The sequence below is a fragment of the Paenibacillus sp. FSL R7-0210 genome, assembly GCF_038009085.1.
In the GTDB taxonomy this organism is placed as follows: Bacteria; Bacillota; Bacilli; order Paenibacillales; family Paenibacillaceae; genus Paenibacillus_AQ; species Paenibacillus_AQ silagei.
In genome coordinates, this window is sequence record NZ_JBBPAR010000001.1 from 6,878,916 (window position 1) to 6,898,219 (window position 19,304).

Sequence of the window (19,304 nt, forward strand, 5' to 3'; positions counted from 1 at the left end):
GTAGTAGTCTTAGCAGGAATCACGCACAAGCAGCTTGCCGCCGGACTCCAGGCGGCTGTCCTGTGACCGGGCGAGATTAATCACCGCATGCTCCTCCTGGAGCAGCTCAATCTCCTCACCCAGCTTAAGCAGCAGCCTGGAGAAGTGGCTTAGGACACTGTCCGTGATGTACCCGGTGAATTGTCCCGGATGGGCGAATACCTCAAGCATCTGCCAGAGCTGGTCCGTGCCGGAGCCGAACGCCCCGTTCATACGGCTTAGCGCAGCCTGAAGATCACGGATCAGGCTGCCCAAGTGGCTGTATTTATCCTCCAGCAGCAGCATGACTACCAGGCCGTAATTCACGGATTGCTGGCGGGATTCCACATTCTTGGCCAGCTGGCGCGCCGCCTCAAGCAGTCCGTCCGTCTCTGTCCGCAGCAGGCTTGCGAGGCTGTGCAGACGATGCTGCATTACCCCGGCGTGCCCGGCGTACAGGCCGCTGCCGGTGACCTGGCCGCTAACGTAAATACTGCCGGTGGCTATAATTGTAGATTGGCGGATATCGCCATAGACGTACACATTCCCGAGGGCTTCAATTCGTACAGGTCCTTCCAGATCTCCCGGTACAATGATGTCACCTGCGAACATAACATCGCCCGCAGGATCTGTCATCTCTCTGGCCAGAAGACTGACCGGAGGGAAGTCACATATCCGGACGCTGCCGCTTCCCCCGCAGATACGGGGCCTGCCGGTGTGCCGGGCTACGATATTACCACAGGGAAGGAGCTTGGCATGATTACCGGCAGCAAAGTAGATATCCTGCGGCGGGGGAGGGGGCAGGACCCTTCCGTCTGTGTCGAGGCCGGGAATGCCTTCTTCCGGCGGCAGCTTGCGGGCGAAGACTTCGCCTGCAAAGGCAAAGGGGGCTCCCGGGAAACGGAGATACTCCAAGGGTTCTGCAGGCTTCTGACCCCGGGCTCCCTGTCCCTGAAGCATCCGGTTCCCCTCCAGTGTATGCTCAGGCAGCAGGAATTCCAGCCGGGCTTCCTTGCCGGGCAGCGGGGCTCTGCCTTCAGCGATGCATACGGGGAGATATGTAGGGTTCGTAAGCTCCGCGTACAGGGCGGGAATGTTCAGGTTGCGCAGAATAAAACGGTTGTCCAGTGAGGCGATAATCTGTTCTATGGTGAGCGTGGACAGCAGCATCGCCGGATTGGGCTGGGCACGGACGACCGCTTCGAAGGCGGCGGGGCAGTTGACCAGATTCCAGGCGTACTTCTCTGCACGGTATAAAGTGAAGTGGACCTTGAGCTTGTCAGGCGATACGGTAATTTCATATTGCGGCTTCTCACAGATCTCCCAAGTGATATAATCCGCTCTGGTCACCTCGGTTGGCTCTGTAACGGTCTTCCAGTTGATCTTCAGGACAACAGGGTGGACCGCAGAAATGCGGGCGGGAGCACCTCCGGGGAGCGGGGGAGTAATGAATATCTGGTTGTCCTGCACGAGGATAATTCCATTCTTATCTCCAGTTGTCCCGTCAGAAGCTCGGCCCTCCACAGAGAATGAATCCAGGAGACCTTTACGTTCGAGCATCAGGGACTCTACGAATTCATATCGGCTTGGTTCGATATCCTGCTGCGGCATGGTTGTAACCTCACTTTTTCGTATGATCAATGGCAATTCGTACAGAAAAAGAACATCATCAAGCCTGGGAGGCTTTCCCTCCTGAATAGCTGGCTTAAGTGGTCTCTATTGGCAGCCTGGCAACCGTAAACGCAGATTCCGGCGTTCTTAGGCCCATGGCTTTGCGTCCTGCCCTTTCGGGGAGTTTGCCTTTAGAAATAGATCAATGATATACATCCTGTAGAGGTGGGAGTTATGGTCGACTGTAATCGACAAAAAGAGTCATAAATAGTTCTTACGCGTCATTAACTTCTGCAAACAAGCTTAATTCTAGTACTTAAAGAGCTATTTTTCAACTATATTATGCCTATTTATCAAAAAACTCGAAATATGCAGCTCTATTTCGACAAAAAAACTGGTTTCCCAGAGCTTACAGCTTATGGAAGAGGCAGGGGGAGGAAAGTATGAGCATTCAACTGTTGGGACACCCTGGGCTTGGTAAGACTCGGAGTGTTCTTTTTTGATAAGCGGTTTTGCTGGTGTTAATGTTATGTATGTGTTAACTATGTGAATAAACACAAACATTCAGTGTATTATTTCGTAATAAAACCGAAGACATCGCAAATTCATTGTAATATAATCTAACTCATACCAAGGAAACACGGATTAATGTTAACTAATATGACATTAATAGAGATAGCGACATCAGGAGGGGAGCATAAACCATGCAGATTGCAGCAACACCTTACATCTGGCCTTATGACGGGGCTGTGGACCCGGCGAAGACAGCGCTGATGATTATCGACATGCAGACGGATTTTTGCGGCAAGGGCGGTTACGTCGAGAGAATGGGTTATGACCTCTCATTAACAGCGAGGGCGATCCAGCCCATACAGCGGCTGCTGGCCCGTATCCGGGACATCGAAGGCTTCACCGTGATCCATACCCGCGAGGGGCATAAGCCGGATCTGTCGGATCTGCCGGCGAACAAGCGGTGGCGCAGCCGCCAGATCGGGGCCGAGATCGGCTCCGAAGGACCGGCGGGACGAATCCTCGTGCGGGGGGAGCGCGGCTGGCAGATCATTGATGAGCTGGCGCCTGCCCACGGAGAGTACATTATAGACAAGCCGGGCAAAGGGAGCTTTTACGCAACAGACCTGGACCTGATCCTGAAGAATAAAGGAATTACCCATCTGATTCTGACCGGTATTACTACCGATGTCTGTGTACACACCACGATGCGGGAAGCCAATGACCGCGGGTACGAGTGTCTGATCCTTGCAGATTGTACAGGAGCGACGGATGAAGCGAATCACCTGGCGGCGCTGAGTATGGTTCAAATGCAGGGCGGAGTGTTCGGCAGTGTAAGTGATTCACAAGCGGTGCTGAAGGCGCTGGAGCAATACTAAATCATTCATAAACGGGGGAATAACCATGTGGAACAAGTCCAGAACAAAAGCGCTGATGCTGTTAACCTCGCTAATGCTGCTCCTGACCGCCTGCGGTAACAATACGGAAGCCGGGAAGGCTGAAGGCCAGGGAGCGGAAGGCTCGGGCGAGCTGAAAAAGGTGGTGCTCCGGCTGAAGTGGATTCACCAGGCGCAGTTTGCCGGCTTTTATACCGCAGTGGAAAAAGGCTTCTATAAAGAAGCGGGGCTGGATGTTGAGATCCGCCCGGGGGGCTCGGATTTCCCGGCTGTGCAGATGGTAGCTTCCGGCAGTGAGGAGTTCGGAGTTACCGGTGCCGACCAGATCGTCATCGCCAGAGAGAAAGGCGTCCCGGTCAAAGCGTTGTCCGCGATCTACCGCAAAACCCCGTTCGTCATGTTCACGCTCAAAGAGTCAGGGATCAAGACGATGGAGGATCTGGTCGGGCAAAAGGTGGGCATTAAGCTGGGCGGCAACGAAGAGCTGACCTTCCGGGCCATGGAGAAAAGCGCGGGTATCGACCCTTCGCAAATCGAAGAGATGCCGGTCAAATATGATCTGAGTCCGCTGTTAACCGGTCAGGTCAAGGCCTGGCCCGGATATGTCATTAATGAAGTGCTGGCTGTAGAGGAGCAGGGCAAGGAAGTGAATATTATCGACCCGAACGACTATGGCATCAATTTCTATGCTGATACCTTGTTCACTACGGAGTCTATCATCAAGAAGGACCCGGAGATGGTCGCAAGCTTCGTGCAGGCGTCTATGCAGGGCTGGGATTATGCAGTAAAGCATCCGGAGGAAGCGGCGGAATTCGGTCTGAAGTATGGCGAGAAGCTGGATCTGAAGCATGAGGTCAATATGATGAAGGCCAGCATTCCGCTGCTGGATCCGGAGAAGCTCCCGCTGGGCTCAATGGACGAGGCATCTTGGGAGACATTGCAGAAGAATCTGGTCGAGCTGGGATTTGTGAAAAAGGAACAGGACATAAGCGGATTGTTCACCAACGAGTTTTTGAAATAAGGAGGGACCCGATAATGACAACAGCGATCAAAGAACAGCTGGATGCTGCCGCCGCGCGGCATCCCGGTACCCGGGAAACCATGCTCTCCCTGCGCAATTGCTCTCTTTCTTTCGGCAACGTGCCTGTGCTGGATCAGGTCAGCCTTGATGTATACCGCAATGAGTTCATTTCGATTCTTGGACCAAGCGGCTGCGGGAAATCCACAACACTCCGGTTGATGCTGCGGCTGTTAAGCCCGGAGGCCGGTGGAGAGGTGGCGTATGCTTCACCTGATCTGTCCCTGGGCATGGTCTTCCAGAAGCCGGTCCTGATGCCGTGGCTCAGCGCGCTGCAGAATGTCATGCTGCCGCTGGAGCTGGGCGAGAAGAAGAAGTTCAGCAAAGCCGAGGCACGTGAAAAAGCAGAAAGTGCCCTGAGCCTGGTCGGCCTCCAGGATTATCTGAACCACTTCCCGCATCAGCTCAGCGGCGGGATGCAGCAGCGGGCAGCGATTGCCCGAGCTCTGGCGGCTGATCCGACGGTGCTGCTGATGGATGAGCCGTTCGGCGCACTGGATGAGCTGACGCGTGAGAAGCTGAATTTCGAGCTGCTGCGGCTATGGGAGAGCCCGGAGACCAGTCTAAGCAGCATTGTGATGGTCACCCATTCGATCCATGAATCCGCGCTGCTGTCGGACCGGGTCGTGATGATGTCTCCCCGGCCTGCCGGTGTGACGGATATCATTCCGGTGACGCTTCCCTCCCCGCGTGAGGCGGGCATGGAGGAGCTGCCGGAATTCCACCGGATTGTCAAGGAACTGAGAAAGCGGGTGAAGCATCTATGACGGTCAAAATCAAAGACACCCTGTACCCGGTCACGTTTGCGCTCGGCTTCCTGCTGCTGTGGGAGTTGGCTGTACGTCTCCTGTCGGTTCCGATGTATCTTCTACCTGCGCCTACGCAGGTAGTCTCGGCTATCAATGGCTCGCTGTGGTCGCATACGCTGGTTACGCTGGGCGAAGCGCTGACCGGGTTCATTCTCGCCAATATCCTCGGCCTGGCTACCGCAGTGATTTTTGTTCATTCCAAGCCGATTGAGAAAGGGATGTTCCCGCTGGCCATCGCCCTTAAGACTACGCCGCTGGTGGCGCTGGCCCCGCTGCTGGTCGTCTGGCTGGGGACCGGGTATACCTCGAAGGTAATCGCTTCGATGCTGATCTGTTTTTTCCCGATTCTGGTGAACAGTGTCAAGGGGCTTAAGGCCATTGAATACGAAGCCTGGGAGCTGTTCTCCACCTACAAAGGGACGAAAAGCGAAATCTTTTGGAAGCTGCGCCTGCCGACGAGTCTGCCTTATATCTTCTCTGCCCTCAAAATCTCCACCTCGCTCGCGATAGTCGGTGCCATAGTCGGCGAATTTGTCGGAGCCAATAAGGGACTCGGTTATGTAGTGCTTGTCTCTTCCTATCATATGGATACGCCGGTGATGTTCTCGGCCATTATTGCTTCGGCGCTGTGCGGCCTGCTGCTGTTCTGGTGTATCGGGCTGCTGGAGAAACGGGTTATTTTCTGGACAAGGAGCGATGATCTATGATGAACTGCTCGGTCATTCGAATCCCGGCAGGCGCGCCGCATGATATGTCGGGATTAAGCGCAGCGGTGGAAGCAGGCCTGTTCCGGCCGGAGGAAGTGGTCGCAGTGCTGGGGAAGACGGAGGGAAACGGCTGTGTGAATGATTTTACACGGGGTTATGCTGTGATGGCCTTGAAAGGATTCTTTGCTGAAGCGGCAAAAGGAGGAGCTGCCGACATCTCTTATGTGATGTCCGGCGGTACGGAAGGGGTGCTCAGCCCGCACTTCACGGTTATCAGCCGCAGCGGGCAGAAGGAGCCGGGTGTGGTCACTGATGGCCTGAAGTCACTCGCCATTGGAGTCGCCAGAACCCGGAGCTTCCGGCCGGAGGAACTGGGACGGCTCCCTCAGGTGGACGCCGTGGCGGATGCCGTGGCCCGTGCGGTCATGGATGCGGGCATCACCTCACCGGAGGATGTACATTTTGTACAGATCAAATGTCCGCTGCTTACCGCTGAGCAGATCTATGAGGCACACAGCCGTGAGGGTTCGCTCGTCACAGAGGATACTTATAAATCGATGGGCTATTCCAGAGGAGCTTCTGCACTGGGTGCCGGGGTAGCGCTGGGTGAGGTGGATCGTGCGGCCTTGCAGGAAGAAGAGATCTGCACGGACTGGACTCAATTCAGCGCGGTAGCCTCCACTTCGGCGGGCAGTGAGCTGTCCTGCTGCGAAGTGATTGTGTTCGGGAACTCACTGTCTGCGGACGGCCCGTACCACATCGACCATGCCGTGATGCAGGATGCTGTGGATGGCGCTGCGCTTCAGGGCCTGCTGGACCGTTATCCCGGTGAAGAGCTGGTGCAGGTGCTGGCCAAGGCGGAAGCCGATCCCGATGGCATCATCCGCGGACGCCGCCATATCATGCTGGATGACTCGGATATCAATCATACCCGCCATGCGCGGGCTGTAGTCGGCGGTGTGCTGGCCTATGTCGGCGGCGACCCGATGATCTACGTCTCAGGCGGAGGCGAGCATCAGGGGCCGAAGGGCGGAGGACCGGTGGCGGCTGTGTTCCGCCGCAGGTAGCAGAGCTTTTTGACAGGAGCAATGTATTATCACTATCCATCATGGGGGAATCGAATATGCATACACAGGAAACGAAAGTGCTGGCAGCAGCAGATATGACATGGGAGCTTATGCCGAATCACATAGAGCTGTATCACCGGGAGATTGTCTCGGCAACGGAGGCGGACCGCCTGGGCATCCGCATGAGCTCGATTCTGTGGGAGAAGCTGGGGATCGGCGGCCAAGTCTTGCCGCATTATCATGATGTAGTCGAAATCATTCATATTACCGTAGGAGAGGTCAAGCTGCTATGTGACGGGGAGTGGTACAGCTACCGGGCCGGAGATACGTTCCATGTGCCTGCGGGCGTAGTCCATTCTGTCAGGAATACAGGGGATTCTCCTTCGGAGCAGATCAGTATTTTTGTACCGGCGGAGGCGGAGGTGCCGTCCAACAGCTTCTTCGGCACTACACTAATCGAGGATATCTATTCTTCCAAGCTATAGTAAAGGCGGCGGAGCCATGGGCAGCAATGTAATTACCGGTTTGACCTGCAGCGATATCCTGCTGATTCCCGACCTGAAGGAAGCGGCCCTGCTGGCTGGGGCCGGGGGCCTTGGACGTTATATTAACCGGGTCAATGTAATGGAGGTTCCCGATGTCATTGACTGGGTCCGTCCGGGAGAGTTCCTGATTACAAGCGGCTTCCCCTTTCATAACCGGCCGGAGCTGATCGCCGAGATTATTCCCCAGCTGAACCAGAAGGGAGTGTCCGCGCTCGGGATCAAAACCAAACGTTATATCGATGAGATTCCGCCGAGGGCGTTGGAACTCGCGGATCAGCTGGGCTTCCCGATCTTCGAGCTGCCCGCCTCCACCTCCTTCTCCGATGTGGTCCGCGACATTATGGAGCGGGTGCTGGTGCAGGAGGCGCGGGAGCTCTCGCAGCTGCAGAGCCGGTTCCAGAAGCTGTCGAAGCAGCTTCTCCATGGCGACGGGATTGAGGATTTCCTGCTGACTCTGGACGGGATGCTGCATAATCCGGTCGTCCTGCTGGATGATACCGATCAGGTCTTCTGTTCTCCGCAGGCGGATGCGCTACAGCTGGAGGAGCAGCTTCCGGCCTGGATACAGCTTCGCCAGGAAGGCAGTCTCGGCATTACATTCCTCACAGTTGGAGAACGGCGTATCCGAGCTTATGTCTCGGCTGTCAATGACAAGGGAGCAGACCAGTGTCTGCTGGTGCTGATGGAGTGGAACAGCGAGCTATCGGTAGTGGATCAGTTAACGATTGACCGGGTCGGTGTGCTGGTCGGACTGGAGATGATCAATGCCGGGGCCCGCCGCGAGGTGGAGCTGAAGTATGTGGACCAGTTCCTGCAGGACTGGATCAGCGGCCGGATTGCCGCTGCCGAGGATCTGAAGCTGCGTGGCGCAGCCTGCGGCTGTCCGCTACCGGAGCGTCCGCTGCGTGCTGTAACCATCGGATGGCTGGAGGATAAGCCGGAGCTTAAGCAGCTGCAGCAGGTAGTGAAGCGGGTGCGTGCCCGGGCAGACCTTCAGCATGTGAAGCTCACCATCCTTGAAGGGGAGCTGGTGCTGACCGTGCCGGAGCAGCCGGAGCTTCCGCTGGAGGAGACACTGGGTCGTCTGCTGGCCGAGATGAACCGGATAGTTGTCAGCGGAAGCTGCGCCTTCTGTATTGGCGATCTTGCGGACGGCCCTGATCAGGTGCGGTTCAGCTATGAATCCTCCCGCAAAATCGCCCGCATCCGCCAAATCAGCGGCTACAGCGGGTCTTATGTCGATTACCGGAAGCTGGGTGTCTTCCGGCTGCTGTACCATCTGCCCGAGCTGGAGGAGATTACCGAGTACAGGGATCAGTATATTACTCCGCTGCTGGAGTACGACCGCAAGCATAATGCTTCGCTGCTCCAGACGCTCCAGCTGTATTTCAAGTGCAACCGCAACGTCAAGCGGACCTCCGGCGAGCTGTTCACTCATTATAATACGGTCACCTACCGGATCGACCGGGCCTGTGAGCTGCTGGGATTAAGCCAGGATGACGGTGACGATATGCTGGAGCTGCAGCTTGCGCTGAAGCTGCATGAGATGGGCAAGGGCCGCAGGTCCGGCACCGATACGCAGAGAAGGAGATGAAGCCTGATGACAGCAATAACAGAATGGCCCGCGAAGCTGACAGCCGGCTGGCTGCGGGAACAGTATTTGAGCGGCACGCTGGACCCGGAGGAGGTCATCCGGGAGATCATCCGCCGCGCTGCGCGGGATAAGGACATGAACATCTGGATTGAAGCGCCCTCCGTGGCGCAGATCGCTCCCTACCTGGCAGCGCTCAAAGAGCTGAATCCGCAGGAGCATCCCTTGTGGGGCATTCCATTCGCGGTGAAGGATAACATCGATGTGAAGGGGCTGCCCACGACGGCGGCATGTCCTGAATTCGCTTATCAGCCGGAAGCCGACGCAGCGGTCGTGGCGAGATTGGTGGCTGCGGGGGCGATCCCTGTCGGCAAAAGCAATCTGGACCAGTTCGCCACCGGACTCGTCGGTGTGCGCAGCCCTTACGGCGAGACGCATAATGCCCTGCGTCCCGAATACATCAGCGGCGGCTCCAGCGCCGGTTCGGCGGTTGCTGTAGCCCGGGGCCAGGCGGTATTCAGCCTGGGCACTGATACCGCCGGCTCGGGCCGTGTGCCGGCCGCACTGAACGGGCTGGTCGGCTACAAGCCCAGCCTGGGCGCCTGGCCGGTGCGCGGCGTAGTGCCGGCGTGTGCCAGCCTGGATTGTGTCACCGTATTCGCGCACAATCTGGAGGATGCGCTCACGGTGGACCGCGCAGCACGCGGCTTCCAGGCAGCCGATCCGTGGTCACGTTCCGTGAAGCGGGAGGCTGCCACTCTGCCCGGGAAGCTGCTACTGCCGGAAGCGCCGCTGGACTTCTACGGGCCCCATGCGGACGAATACCGCCGGGCCTGGGAACGGGCCGAAGCGGCGGTTCAGGAGCTGGGGCTGCCGGTTGAACGGGTGGACTGTACGCTGTTCTCCGAAGCGGCAGCCATCCTGTACGACGGCCCCTGGGTAGCCGAACGCTGGGCGGATCTGGCCGGATTCGTAGAGAGTCACCGTGAAGCAGTGCTGCCGGTAACGGAGTCGATTCTCTCCTCCGGGGCCGCGGAGCGCCACACTGCTTCGAGCCTGTTCCGGGCCATGCACCGCTTGCAGCAGTATAAGCGGGAAGCGGAGCTGCTGCTGCGGGATGCGGTGCTGGTCCTGCCGACCTGCGGCGGAACCTGGACCCGGGAGCAGTTGGCTGCGAACCCGGTAGGGGCCAACTCCGATATGGGCCGCTACACCAATCACTGCAACCTGCTCGACCTGTCGGCGGTGGCAATTCCCGCCGGGGAAGCGGCGGGGAACCTGCCGTTCGGCATTACGCTGTTCGCTCTGGCGGACAGTGAGCATTTGCTTGCCGGAGCCGGGGCGCGGTTTCTGGCGGAGGGGGATGATGGTGAGAGTGGGGGGAGTTCTGCCGGGGCCGAGGCTCAACTTCTGGCAGAGCACCAATCGCTGGAGCCGGAAGCTGGCGGAGGTACTAGTGGTGCAGGTGGTACTGCTGGGGCTGACGTTGGTGAGGCTGGAGGTATTGGTGCTGCTACTGGCGCCGAACTACCAGCGTCCGGCATGGTTACACTGGCGGTCTGCGGGCTGCATATGCGCGGCTTCCCGCTGGAGAAGCAGATGCTGGAGCATGGCGCGCACTTCTGGCAGAAGGCGCGGACTGCTGCCTGTTATGAGCTGGTCAAGCTCCCTACCGTGCCGGCGAAGCCGGGTCTGCTGAGACAGGCGGCAGGGGGAAGTGCTGTCGAGCTGGAGCTGTGGCAGATGCCGGTGGAAGCGCTGGGCGCGTTCGCTGCGCTTATCCCGGCTCCGCTGGGTCTCGGGCGGGTGGCCCTCGCGGATGGGCGCGAAGTGACGGGCTTCATCTGCGAAGGCTATGCCGCCGCCGGAGCTGAGAACGTTACGGCCTACGGGGGCTGGAGATACTTGCCTGCTGAATAAATACCGCTTTCAGCGTGCAGCTCTGCATGCCGATTAACTGCCGCTTTCGGCGTTCACCTCTGCGTGCGTTATACTAAGGTGGAATTTGTGTATCCCATCTCGTGTCACCGGGATACATGTAGTAATTAGTTGGATTTTCTCCATTTGCTGCTGGTGGAATACCTCCTATGGGAACAGCAGATGGATAAACAGCACTTATTTTGTCCGGTTTTAACGCATTCCATAGATTGCGGCGGATTAGATGTACTTTTTCCAACTGCTTCAGTCAAATCGGCTGATTTGGCTGTATTAAGTGCCTTTTTTCCAACTGCTATAACTTTACGCGCTGCCACCCAAGCCACTTTACCCGCGCGCATCCCATCCCACCAACAAGTTGCAGAAATCCCAAAAAAGGACTCTCCCAAGCTTATAGCTTGTGGAAGAGTCCTTTTTGTATGAATTGGATGGCGCGTGCAGGCTGTGCCTTGACATGCTGTGGTACGGTGGAAAGGGCCGCATAATCGGCGCGTTCAATTTCTTCAAGAATCCGGTTCAGGTGGGAGAATACCGCACCGAGATCACGGAAGGCCGCGAGCGGGCATTGATCCTGCAGCTCCGAGAACCAGGCGAGCTGCACATCGCGGGCTCTTCTCAGACTCTCGGGGAGTGACCGTCCGCTGCATTCGGCATCCGATAGCGTTCGTGTGCCGTACAGGGCGATACAGTCTGCCGTTGCGGTTACAACCTCCAGCATCCAGTCGGCTGCGGCATAATGGGCCGGCAGCAGGGCGATCTCTTCGCTTATGGCCTTGACATAGGAGTGGACCTTGATGAGATGGGTGGTCGTCTGTGTCAGCTTGCCAATGTCCTTGCGGCACTGGTAATGAGACAGCGTGTAATGCATCTCCTTCTGCAGCCGGTCGCTCTTCTTCAGCAGCTCGCCGGAGCTCCCAAGAGCAGCCTTGGCCTGTGCGGCATCCCGGCCGCTTGCAGCGAATCCGGTTAAGGCATCGGATAAGGTCAGGCTGCCCTTCAGCGCCAGGTCCTTGACCTTGACGAAGCTCTTGGGCGGCACGATAATCATATTGATGATGAGGGCAATCAGCACGCCGATCAGCGTCTCGGCGACTCTCCAGACGATATATTGGTCATGATAGAAGGTAAGTGCGAGAACCGAGGTGACGCCGACCTGGGAGACGGCCTGGATATTGATCCGGCAGGCTGTAGCCACCCCAATGCCGATCAGCAGCATCAGCAGAATCGACAGCGCACCCACATCGAAGAATTTGCCTACGATCAGGCTGACGATGCCGCCAAGGACCACGCCGGTCATGCGGTAGACGCCTTTTTCAAGGGAGGCCTTGACACTGCTCTGGGTAATCAGAATCGCCGCCAGCGGCGCGAAGTACAGGTAATGGTCCCCGTAGATAATGTGCACAGCCAGCCACGAGAGCGAAGCGGCGAGCGTAATCCGTATCATATATAAGGATAATCCGAACTTTTCAAGGCGCTCCTGTAAGCCCTCGTTCATGTTTGTCATCTTCTTTCATGTAAATAGGAAAAATTTTATGGTTTTCATCCGTTTTCATTATAGCACCTCAAAACAGGCTGGAGGCGGGCAAGATTTTACGAACTTGTTAAGTTTTTGTGCGCGATTTCACAATGTAAGCTATCGCATATATTGCAGGATTCATTTATGCTATATATATTGAAGTCTGTCGAACCAAGGCAAGAATTGTCGCTTATCCGTGCTAAGCATGCTGCTGCCGGATTGTCTCCCGCAAGAAGCGGGTAAAATAGGTTGTACTACATAAGTAAGGGAGGTTGTTAGCTATAGCTACCCCGGAAGGCACTATTATTTCATTTGACCAGGTGATTAAGCAATACGACGACGAAGAGGCTGTACTCAAAGGCGTGAGCTTCGAAATTGAACGCGGTAAATTCTACACGCTGCTGGGCCCTTCGGGCTGCGGAAAAACGACCATTCTGCGTCTGATCGCCGGCTTCGCGGAGCCGACGGAAGGTTCGATCTATCTGAACGGCAAAATTATCAACCACATTCCCGCCAATGAGCGGCAGGTCAATACGGTATTTCAGGACTATGCGCTGTTTCCGCATCTGAACGTATTCGAGAATGTGGCGTTTGGACTGCGCATCAAGAAGCTGAAGAAGGATGTCATTCATCAAAAGGTGCAGGAAGCGCTGCGCTTCGTCAACCTGGTCGGCTATGATCAGCGGGCCATTAATGAAATGTCCGGCGGGCAGAGACAGCGTGTGGCCATTGCGCGCGCCATTGTCAACGAGCCGCAGGTGCTGCTGCTGGACGAGCCGCTCTCGGCGCTTGATCTGAAGCTGCGTACGGAGATGCAGTATATTCTGCGGGAGATGCAGCAACGGCTGGGCATCACCTTCATCTTCGTCACCCATGACCAGGAAGAGGCGCTGGCGATGTCCGACTGGATCTTCGTCATGAACGGCGGCAAGATTGAGCAGAGCGGCACGCCTAATGATATCTACGATGAACCGATTAACCGGTTCGTGGCCGACTTCATCGGAGAGTCGAACATCGTGCCGGGTGTGATGATTGAGGACTATGTAGTGGAATTCAACGGTCACCGGTTCGAATGTGTCGATGCCGGTCTGCGGCCGAATGAAGCGGTGGAGATTGTCATCCGTCCCGAGGATCTGGAGATTGCTACAGTTGAGGCGGGCAAGCTGAAGGTGCGTGTGGATTCGCAGCTGTTCCGCGGGGTTCACTACGAGATCAGCTGCTATGACGGCTCCGGCCATGAATGGCTCGTCCATTCCACCCGTAAGGCGGAGGTTGGCTCCGAGATTGGGCTGTATTTTGACCCGGAAGCGATCCATGTTATGCGTTTCGGTGAAACGGAGGAAGAGTTCGACAAGCGTCTGGAGGCTTACGCCGAGGTGGAGAGCCATGATGACTAAGGGCAAGTCGTATTACCTCATCCCGTACTACCTGTGGATCGCGCTGTTTGTCATTGCCCCGGTGCTGCTGGTGGTCTACTATTCCCTGTTCGATCTGGAGGGGAAGCTGACGCTGAATAACTACGTCAATTTCTTCACGCCGGTCTATATGAGAATGATGCTGAATTCGTTCTGGTACGCTTTTCTGATCACGGTGTTCTCGCTGCTGGTGGCTTATCCGGCCGCTTATCTGCTGACGCGAACGAAGCACAAGCAGCTGTGGCTGCTGCTGATTATTCTGCCGACCTGGATCAACCTGCTGCTGAAGACTTATGCCTTCATCGGGATCTTCGGCACCTTCGGTCCGGTCAATAATTTCTTTGATTTATTGGGTCTGGGCGAGCAGCAGATTCTGTTCACGGGCTTCAGCTTTGTGTTTGTGTCGGTCTATATTTTCATTCCATTCATGATTCTACCGATCTTCAGTGCGCTCGACGAGATGAATCTGTCGCTGGTGGATGCTGCGCGTGATCTGGGTGCATCGGGATGGACAACGTTCCGGCGGGTGGTTTTTCCGCTGACGATCTCGGGTGTACGCTCCGGCTGCATGGCGGTATTCATTCCGGCGCTGTCGCTGTTCATGATTACACGTCTGATTGCCGGGAACCGGGTGATTACGCTCGGCACCGCGATTGAGCAGCACTTCCTGGTCACACAGGATTGGGGTATGGGCTCCACCGTTGCGGTGTTCCTGATCGCCATTATGGCGCTGTTCATGATTCTGACCGGCGGCTCCCGGAAGGGGGTGCGCGGATGAAGAACAGACGCAGGATTAAGAACAAGAACGGCATCGCCAATATCTATCTGGTGCTGGTCTTCCTGGTGCTGTACGCGCCGATCTTCTATCTGATGTACTACTCGTTCAACAGCGGCGGTACGATGCACAAGTTCGAAGGCTTCACGCTGGATTATTACCGTGAGGTAGTTGCCGATACCCGGCTGATGATTATTGTGATTAACACACTGGTCATCGCCCTTCTGTCATCGGCCATTGCGACCATCATAGCGGTAATCGGTGCGCTGGCGATCCATCATGTCCGCAGCCGCCGGGCCAAAAACACACTGCTCTCGCTGAACAATGTGCTGATTGTCAGCCCGGATGTCATCATCGGAGCCTCCTTCCTGATCCTGTTCACGATTGTCGGGATCAAGCTCGGCTTCACCTCCGTGCTGCTCTCGCATGTGGCGTTCAGCATTCCGATTGCGGTCATTATGATCCTGCCGCATCTGCAGGAGATGAGCCCGACCCTGACGGATGCCGCGCGTGATCTCGGCGCTACGCGCCGGGATGTGCTGACAAAAGTCATTCTGCCGATCATCAAGCCGGGAATCTTCAGCGGATTCTTCATGGCCCTGACCTATTCCCTGGATGATTTCGCAGTCACCTTCTTCGTCACGGGCAATGGCTATTCCACCCTGTCGGTGGAGATCTATTCCCGTGCCCGTCAGGGGGTCTCGCTGTCGATTAACGCGCTGTCGACGCTGATTTTCCTCTTCACAATTCTGCTGGTCATCGGTTATTACTACCTGAACCAGCGTAAAAGCCGCCCGGCGGCACAGATTGCCGAGCCGGTGGCCGAAGCGGGGGTGCCTAGATGAAGCAGCTAGTCAATACGTTCCTGGCGATTCTGATCGTCGCCTTCGGACTGATGTTCCTGGCCTCCCGGCTGAACTCGGCCCAGGGCTATTCTGGCGGCAACACGCTGACTATCTATAACTGGGGCGACTATGTGGACCCCGATCTCCTGAAGCAATTCCAGGAGGAGACCGGGATTACGGTCATCTACCAGACGTTCGATTCCAATGAAGCGATGCTGACCAAGGTAGAGCAGGGGGGTACGATCTTCGATGTTGTGATCCCCTCTGACTACGCGATCGCCAAGATGCGGGAAGAGAATCTGCTGCTGCCGCTGGATCACAGCAAGCTGCCGAATCTCGCCAACATCGATTCCAAGTTCATGAATCTGTCCTTCGATCCCGGTAACAAGTATTCGGTTCCTTATTTCTGGGGGACGGTGGGGATCATCTTCAACCCGGAGATGACGAAGGGCATCGATTTCAGCAGCTGGAATTCCTTATGGGACAAGCGGCTGAAGAATAATATCTTCCTCGTGGACGGAGCCCGTGAGGTCATGGGCATGGCGCTGAACAGCCTGCACTATTCCGTCAATGACACGAAGGAGGAGCATTTGCAGGAGGCGCTCGCGAAGCTGAACAAGCTGTCCCCAAATGTGAAGGCCATTGTGGGTGACGAGGTCAAAATGCTGCTCGCCAACGAAGAAGCGGCGGTCGGTATCGTCTGGTCCGGCGACGCTTCGGAGATCATGGATGACAACGACAAGCTGGACTTTGTCGTGCCGGAGGAAGGCTCGAACAAATGGTTCGACAACATGGTCATTCCGCGCACCGCCGGCAATGTCGAAGGCGCGCATAAATTCATCAACTTCATGCTGCGGCCGGATGTGGCGGCCCAGAATACGGAATACGTCGGCTATTCCACGCCGAACGTTCCCGGCCTGAAGCTGCTGCCGGAGGACATCTCCGGTGACGAGCGCTTCTACCCGCCCGCCGAGCTCACCGACCGGCTGGAGGTCTACGACAACCTCGGCAAGCGGATGCTTGCCCACTATAATGAGCTGTTCCTGATGTTTAAGATGAATAAGAAGTAGCTGGCGTAAGCGCCGGAAGAGTACAGAAGCCCCCTGCATGCGCGTATTGCGTAGGCGGGGGGCTTTTGCTTGCCAGGGGGTAAGGTGGAAGTGGGTGGCGGGAGTTGCATAGGGGATAGGGGAGCGGGACTATAACGGCGTGGAGGAATGGGGACTGACGAGGATTGAAGGAGTGGGGTGCTGGCGGCTGATGGTTTGATAGAGGATAAGAACGGTGTTGCCGATGCTGGTGGAGTAATCTATGTTGGTGGAATCGGGTGATAATGCTGCGGAAGCGGGTAACAGATGGATTTTGTCCACCTACTGATGAGTATTAATGGGTTGTGGGGGAGAGAGTTGGAAAAACAGCACTTAAATTTCCCCAGATCGCCCTATAGCGGCAAAACCAGGAGCAGCAGTTGCTGGTTTTCCACTTGTTGTCGAGTATTCCTTGGGAATAGCGAAATTAAGATGCGTTTTTCCAATTATTTGCCGAAGGCTAATTAAAATATTCCAGTACACCGCGCTTCAACTCATATCGTGCGGTTCGTTCCTGATTGCTGGTGGGAACCGGTACGAGCCAGCCCTTGTCAGACAGACTTCGCAAGGTGCGGACAGCGGTTCTGTAATCAATTGAGAAATGCTGCTTTACATCCTGCGGGCGAATAGGCCGGGCTAGATGAACGGTTAACCGGATGACCTCCTGCTCCATCAACTGTACGCGCGATACTGGGGTTGCCGCAGGCTGATATCTGCCCAGCACCATCCGCAGCAAGGTTATGCAGAGCTCGGGACGCTGTTCAACATCATCGTATGCGAAGGAAATCACATGATAGCCCATGGCGTACAGGAAGGTCTCGCGGTTCAGCTCGCCGCAGTATTTGTTGCGGTCCATATCACGTACATGCGAAGCATAGCCTTTGATTTCGATCAGCAGCTTTACGTATCCGGGCAGCCAAGCAAAGTCAGCGAAATAAGATCGTCCCCGCCAATCCATCACCTCATACTCCGGGTGAAGTCCGGTAAAATGTCCCCGCAAAGGCCACCATACATTCTTCAAGAACAGCACCTCGGCATGCCGATGCCCCCTTTCCAAGCGTGCTCTTCGTTCCCCCTCAGGTCTGCAATTCAAGTGTCCGCTGATAAATTGTTCATGTGCTTCTTCAAAAGTCATGCTCCTCATCCTCTCCGGAAAATAGAAAACGCCCCGGCTTCCCCATAAAGGGGTAACCGGGACGTTCTTCGTCTCGCTGGTATAAGTATAGGGTAAATGCTGGGGGAAAGCTAGAATGCAGCAAGAAGTGCGCCTAATTCACGCCGATTCGTATACGGATGGGTATCACTGCATAGAACTATAAGCTTGATGAAATGATGTTGCTTTTGAATTTCGTGCTGTTCTAATTAAAAGTTTGTATTTTTCCATTTCTTCTTCTCCTGCTGTATACCTGTATTGTTCAAATAGATCAACACAAGTAATGGCTATACTTTCGTTGTTGATTTTAGCGGAGGATTCCAGGCTTCGCAGTACATTCGTAAACTTCTCATAATACTTATTGTGAAGGTAATAGGCTGCTAATTCAGCAAGAAAGCGGGCATGCTTGTCTGCCATAACTTGCTGGTTATATTCACCGAATTCGGAGTTATATGTTCTGTAAGGGATGTAACTAGAGAAGCGCTCAAGAATATGGTCTATATTCCAATTATACCGATTTGCAGATTTAACAATGTTATACATTGCCGTGAATATCTCGTCTGGCTGGGTAGATATAAATTCCACATAATTATTTAGTACCTCTAACTGCCCATCGAGTATACGATACAAATAGATATTTGCTCTACCCCACTCCTTGAATTGGGCTAATATCCGCTCTTTTTCGTCATTAGTTTCTTGTATCCAAGGCACATCTGTATAAAGGCTTACACGCTCTATTGCAGACTTATAGTCCCCATATTCCATACAGACACTTGATAAAAAGAGATGGGAACGGAGAATATATAAATACAGCGGACTTGAAGGTGATCTTTCGTTGTCCGGTTTACGTTTCGAGCGGAGCTGGAGATTGTAACGGAGGGTAGCCAGCTCAAGCATTTTCTCGGCAAGCTCGTTCACCTTGGACCACTTTTGCAGAGAGTAGTAGACATCCAGCAGGTCTTTCAATCCGTCCAGCTGATCCGCCTCATTCAGCCGGTCGATGAAGCATTCGAACAGGATGGCTACCCGCAGATTACTGCTCTGGTCATCACCGAGGCCAATCCGGAACAAGCGATATTGGCATATTGCCAGCCGTTCGGAATTCTGATATTTCTCACTGGTGCTCACATTCTCATACAATAATGCTGCTGCGTGCCACAATCCCTGCTCGAACAATCCTTCTGCAACTTCGAATAGCATAGGGGCATAGACCAGATTCTCCAGCAGGTTCCTAACTACCTGTTCAACACAGTCAAGACGGCCGAGCGCCGCTGAACGCACAAGAAACGGCCGCAAGCGCCGCCAGGTGGGGGCCGAATGATGAAAGCATTCGTCCACGTATAAGGTATAGAAGTAGTCCTCCGGCAGGCCCATACCCCGGGTAATACGCTCCAGATGATCCATGGCAATCGGTTGACGGTCTTTAACGACACGGCTGAGTGTGCCGGAATTAATTCCTGAAGAGATGGCAAACTGATTAATGGACAGGCCCTGATTAGACAAATATGCGGTTACCTGATCGCGAATCGTGGTTGTGGACTTCATATAACACCACCTGACCTAATCCCAGTAATTAGATTTTTATTTCATTGGTGTAATAATATGTGATAATATTCCAATGGTCAATAGAGCGGATTAGTAGATACAGTGAACAAAAGGAAGGGCAGACATGGAATGTCCCTGGTTAAGTCTTCCGAGACATTGAAACGCCCCGGTTCCTTTGCGGGGATAACTGGGGCGCGTTT

At 55.2% G+C, this 19,304-nt stretch carries 16 protein-coding genes and 1 riboswitch; of the genes, 12 read left to right on the plus strand and 4 right to left on the minus strand.

Annotation, left to right across the window (positions count from 1 at the left end; genetic code table 11):
* Positions 1-9 precede the first annotated feature (9 nt).
* On the minus strand, positions 10-1,629 hold the full coding sequence (locus MKY64_RS29285; RefSeq protein WP_340957391.1) for a flagellar assembly protein A: 1,620 nt from the start codon (positions 1,627-1,629) through the stop codon (positions 10-12).
* Positions 1,630-1,736: 107 nt separating this feature from the next.
* A riboswitch (cyclic di-GMP riboswitch) is annotated at positions 1,737-1,829 on the minus strand.
* Between the two features lie 504 nt (positions 1,830-2,333).
* Here MKY64_RS29285 and biuH point away from each other — a divergent pair.
* From biuH to MKY64_RS29325, 8 genes are read left to right on the plus strand one after another with little or no spacing between them, the layout of a single operon-like run.
* Positions 2,334-3,017 carry a biuret amidohydrolase gene (biuH, locus tag MKY64_RS29290; protein WP_036728124.1) on the plus strand — a complete coding sequence of 228 codons (684 nt, stop codon included), beginning with the start codon at positions 2,334-2,336 and terminating at the stop codon, positions 3,015-3,017.
* Between the two features lie 25 nt (positions 3,018-3,042).
* Complete coding sequence (locus tag MKY64_RS29295; protein ID WP_076074710.1) at positions 3,043-4,056, plus strand: ABC transporter substrate-binding protein; 1,014 nt, start codon at positions 3,043-3,045, stop codon at positions 4,054-4,056.
* A 14-nt stretch (positions 4,057-4,070) separates the two neighbouring features.
* The gene (locus MKY64_RS29300; protein ID WP_036728130.1) at positions 4,071-4,880 is read left to right on the plus strand and encodes an ABC transporter ATP-binding protein; all 810 of its coding nucleotides are present in this window, start codon (positions 4,071-4,073) and stop codon (positions 4,878-4,880) included.
* Complete coding sequence (locus MKY64_RS29305; protein WP_036728133.1) at positions 4,877-5,629, plus strand: ABC transporter permease; 753 nt, start codon at positions 4,877-4,879, stop codon at positions 5,627-5,629. Before MKY64_RS29300 ends, MKY64_RS29305 begins: the two co-directional genes overlap by 4 nt.
* Entirely contained in the window at positions 5,626-6,696 is a 1,071-nt protein-coding gene (locus MKY64_RS29310; protein WP_340957393.1) for a ring-opening amidohydrolase, read from the plus strand. Before MKY64_RS29305 ends, MKY64_RS29310 begins: the two co-directional genes overlap by 4 nt.
* 56 nt (positions 6,697-6,752) lie before the next feature.
* The gene (locus MKY64_RS29315; protein ID WP_036728136.1) at positions 6,753-7,181 is read left to right on the plus strand and encodes a cupin domain-containing protein; all 429 of its coding nucleotides are present in this window, start codon (positions 6,753-6,755) and stop codon (positions 7,179-7,181) included.
* Between the two features lie 16 nt (positions 7,182-7,197).
* Positions 7,198-8,835, plus strand: a complete 1,638-nt coding sequence (locus MKY64_RS29320) for a PucR family transcriptional regulator (protein WP_340957394.1) — start codon at positions 7,198-7,200, stop codon at positions 8,833-8,835.
* 6 nt (positions 8,836-8,841) lie between these two features.
* Positions 8,842-10,752, plus strand: a complete 1,911-nt coding sequence (locus MKY64_RS29325; RefSeq protein WP_340957396.1) for an allophanate hydrolase — start codon at positions 8,842-8,844, stop codon at positions 10,750-10,752.
* A gap of 406 nt (positions 10,753-11,158) precedes the next feature.
* On the opposite strand, the gene MKY64_RS29330 is transcribed toward MKY64_RS29325, so the two are convergent.
* Positions 11,159-12,262 (minus strand): FUSC family protein, encoded by a 1,104-nt coding sequence (locus MKY64_RS29330; RefSeq protein WP_340957397.1) that lies wholly within the window; start codon positions 12,260-12,262, stop codon positions 11,159-11,161.
* Positions 12,263-12,555: 293 nt separating this feature from the next.
* Here MKY64_RS29330 and MKY64_RS29335 point away from each other — a divergent pair, with 293 nt between their 5' ends.
* From MKY64_RS29335 to MKY64_RS29350, 4 genes are read left to right on the plus strand one after another with little or no spacing between them, the layout of a single operon-like run.
* Positions 12,556-13,680, plus strand: a complete 1,125-nt coding sequence (locus MKY64_RS29335; protein ID WP_200869578.1) for an ABC transporter ATP-binding protein — start codon at positions 12,556-12,558, stop codon at positions 13,678-13,680.
* Positions 13,670-14,476, plus strand: coding sequence for an ABC transporter permease (locus tag MKY64_RS29340; protein ID WP_340957399.1), 807 nt, complete (start codon positions 13,670-13,672; stop codon positions 14,474-14,476). Before MKY64_RS29335 ends, MKY64_RS29340 begins: the two co-directional genes overlap by 11 nt.
* Positions 14,477-14,490: 14 nt before the next feature.
* A complete protein-coding gene (locus tag MKY64_RS29345) occupies positions 14,491-15,318 on the plus strand; it encodes an ABC transporter permease (protein WP_076074941.1) in 828 nt (275 codons plus the stop codon).
* Positions 15,315-16,388 carry an ABC transporter substrate-binding protein gene (locus MKY64_RS29350; RefSeq protein ID WP_036728155.1) on the plus strand — a complete coding sequence of 358 codons (1,074 nt, stop codon included), beginning with the start codon at positions 15,315-15,317 and terminating at the stop codon, positions 16,386-16,388. Before MKY64_RS29345 ends, MKY64_RS29350 begins: the two co-directional genes overlap by 4 nt.
* A 478-nt stretch (positions 16,389-16,866) precedes the next feature.
* On the opposite strand, the gene MKY64_RS29355 is transcribed toward MKY64_RS29350, so the two are convergent.
* Together MKY64_RS29355 and MKY64_RS29360 are read right to left on the minus strand one after the other, a co-directional pair.
* Complete coding sequence (locus tag MKY64_RS29355; protein ID WP_036728157.1) at positions 16,867-17,541, minus strand: hypothetical protein; 675 nt, start codon at positions 17,539-17,541, stop codon at positions 16,867-16,869.
* Between the two features lie 165 nt (positions 17,542-17,706).
* Entirely contained in the window at positions 17,707-19,104 is a 1,398-nt protein-coding gene (locus MKY64_RS29360; RefSeq protein WP_051478253.1) for a helix-turn-helix domain-containing protein, read from the minus strand.
* Positions 19,105-19,304 lie beyond the last annotated feature (200 nt).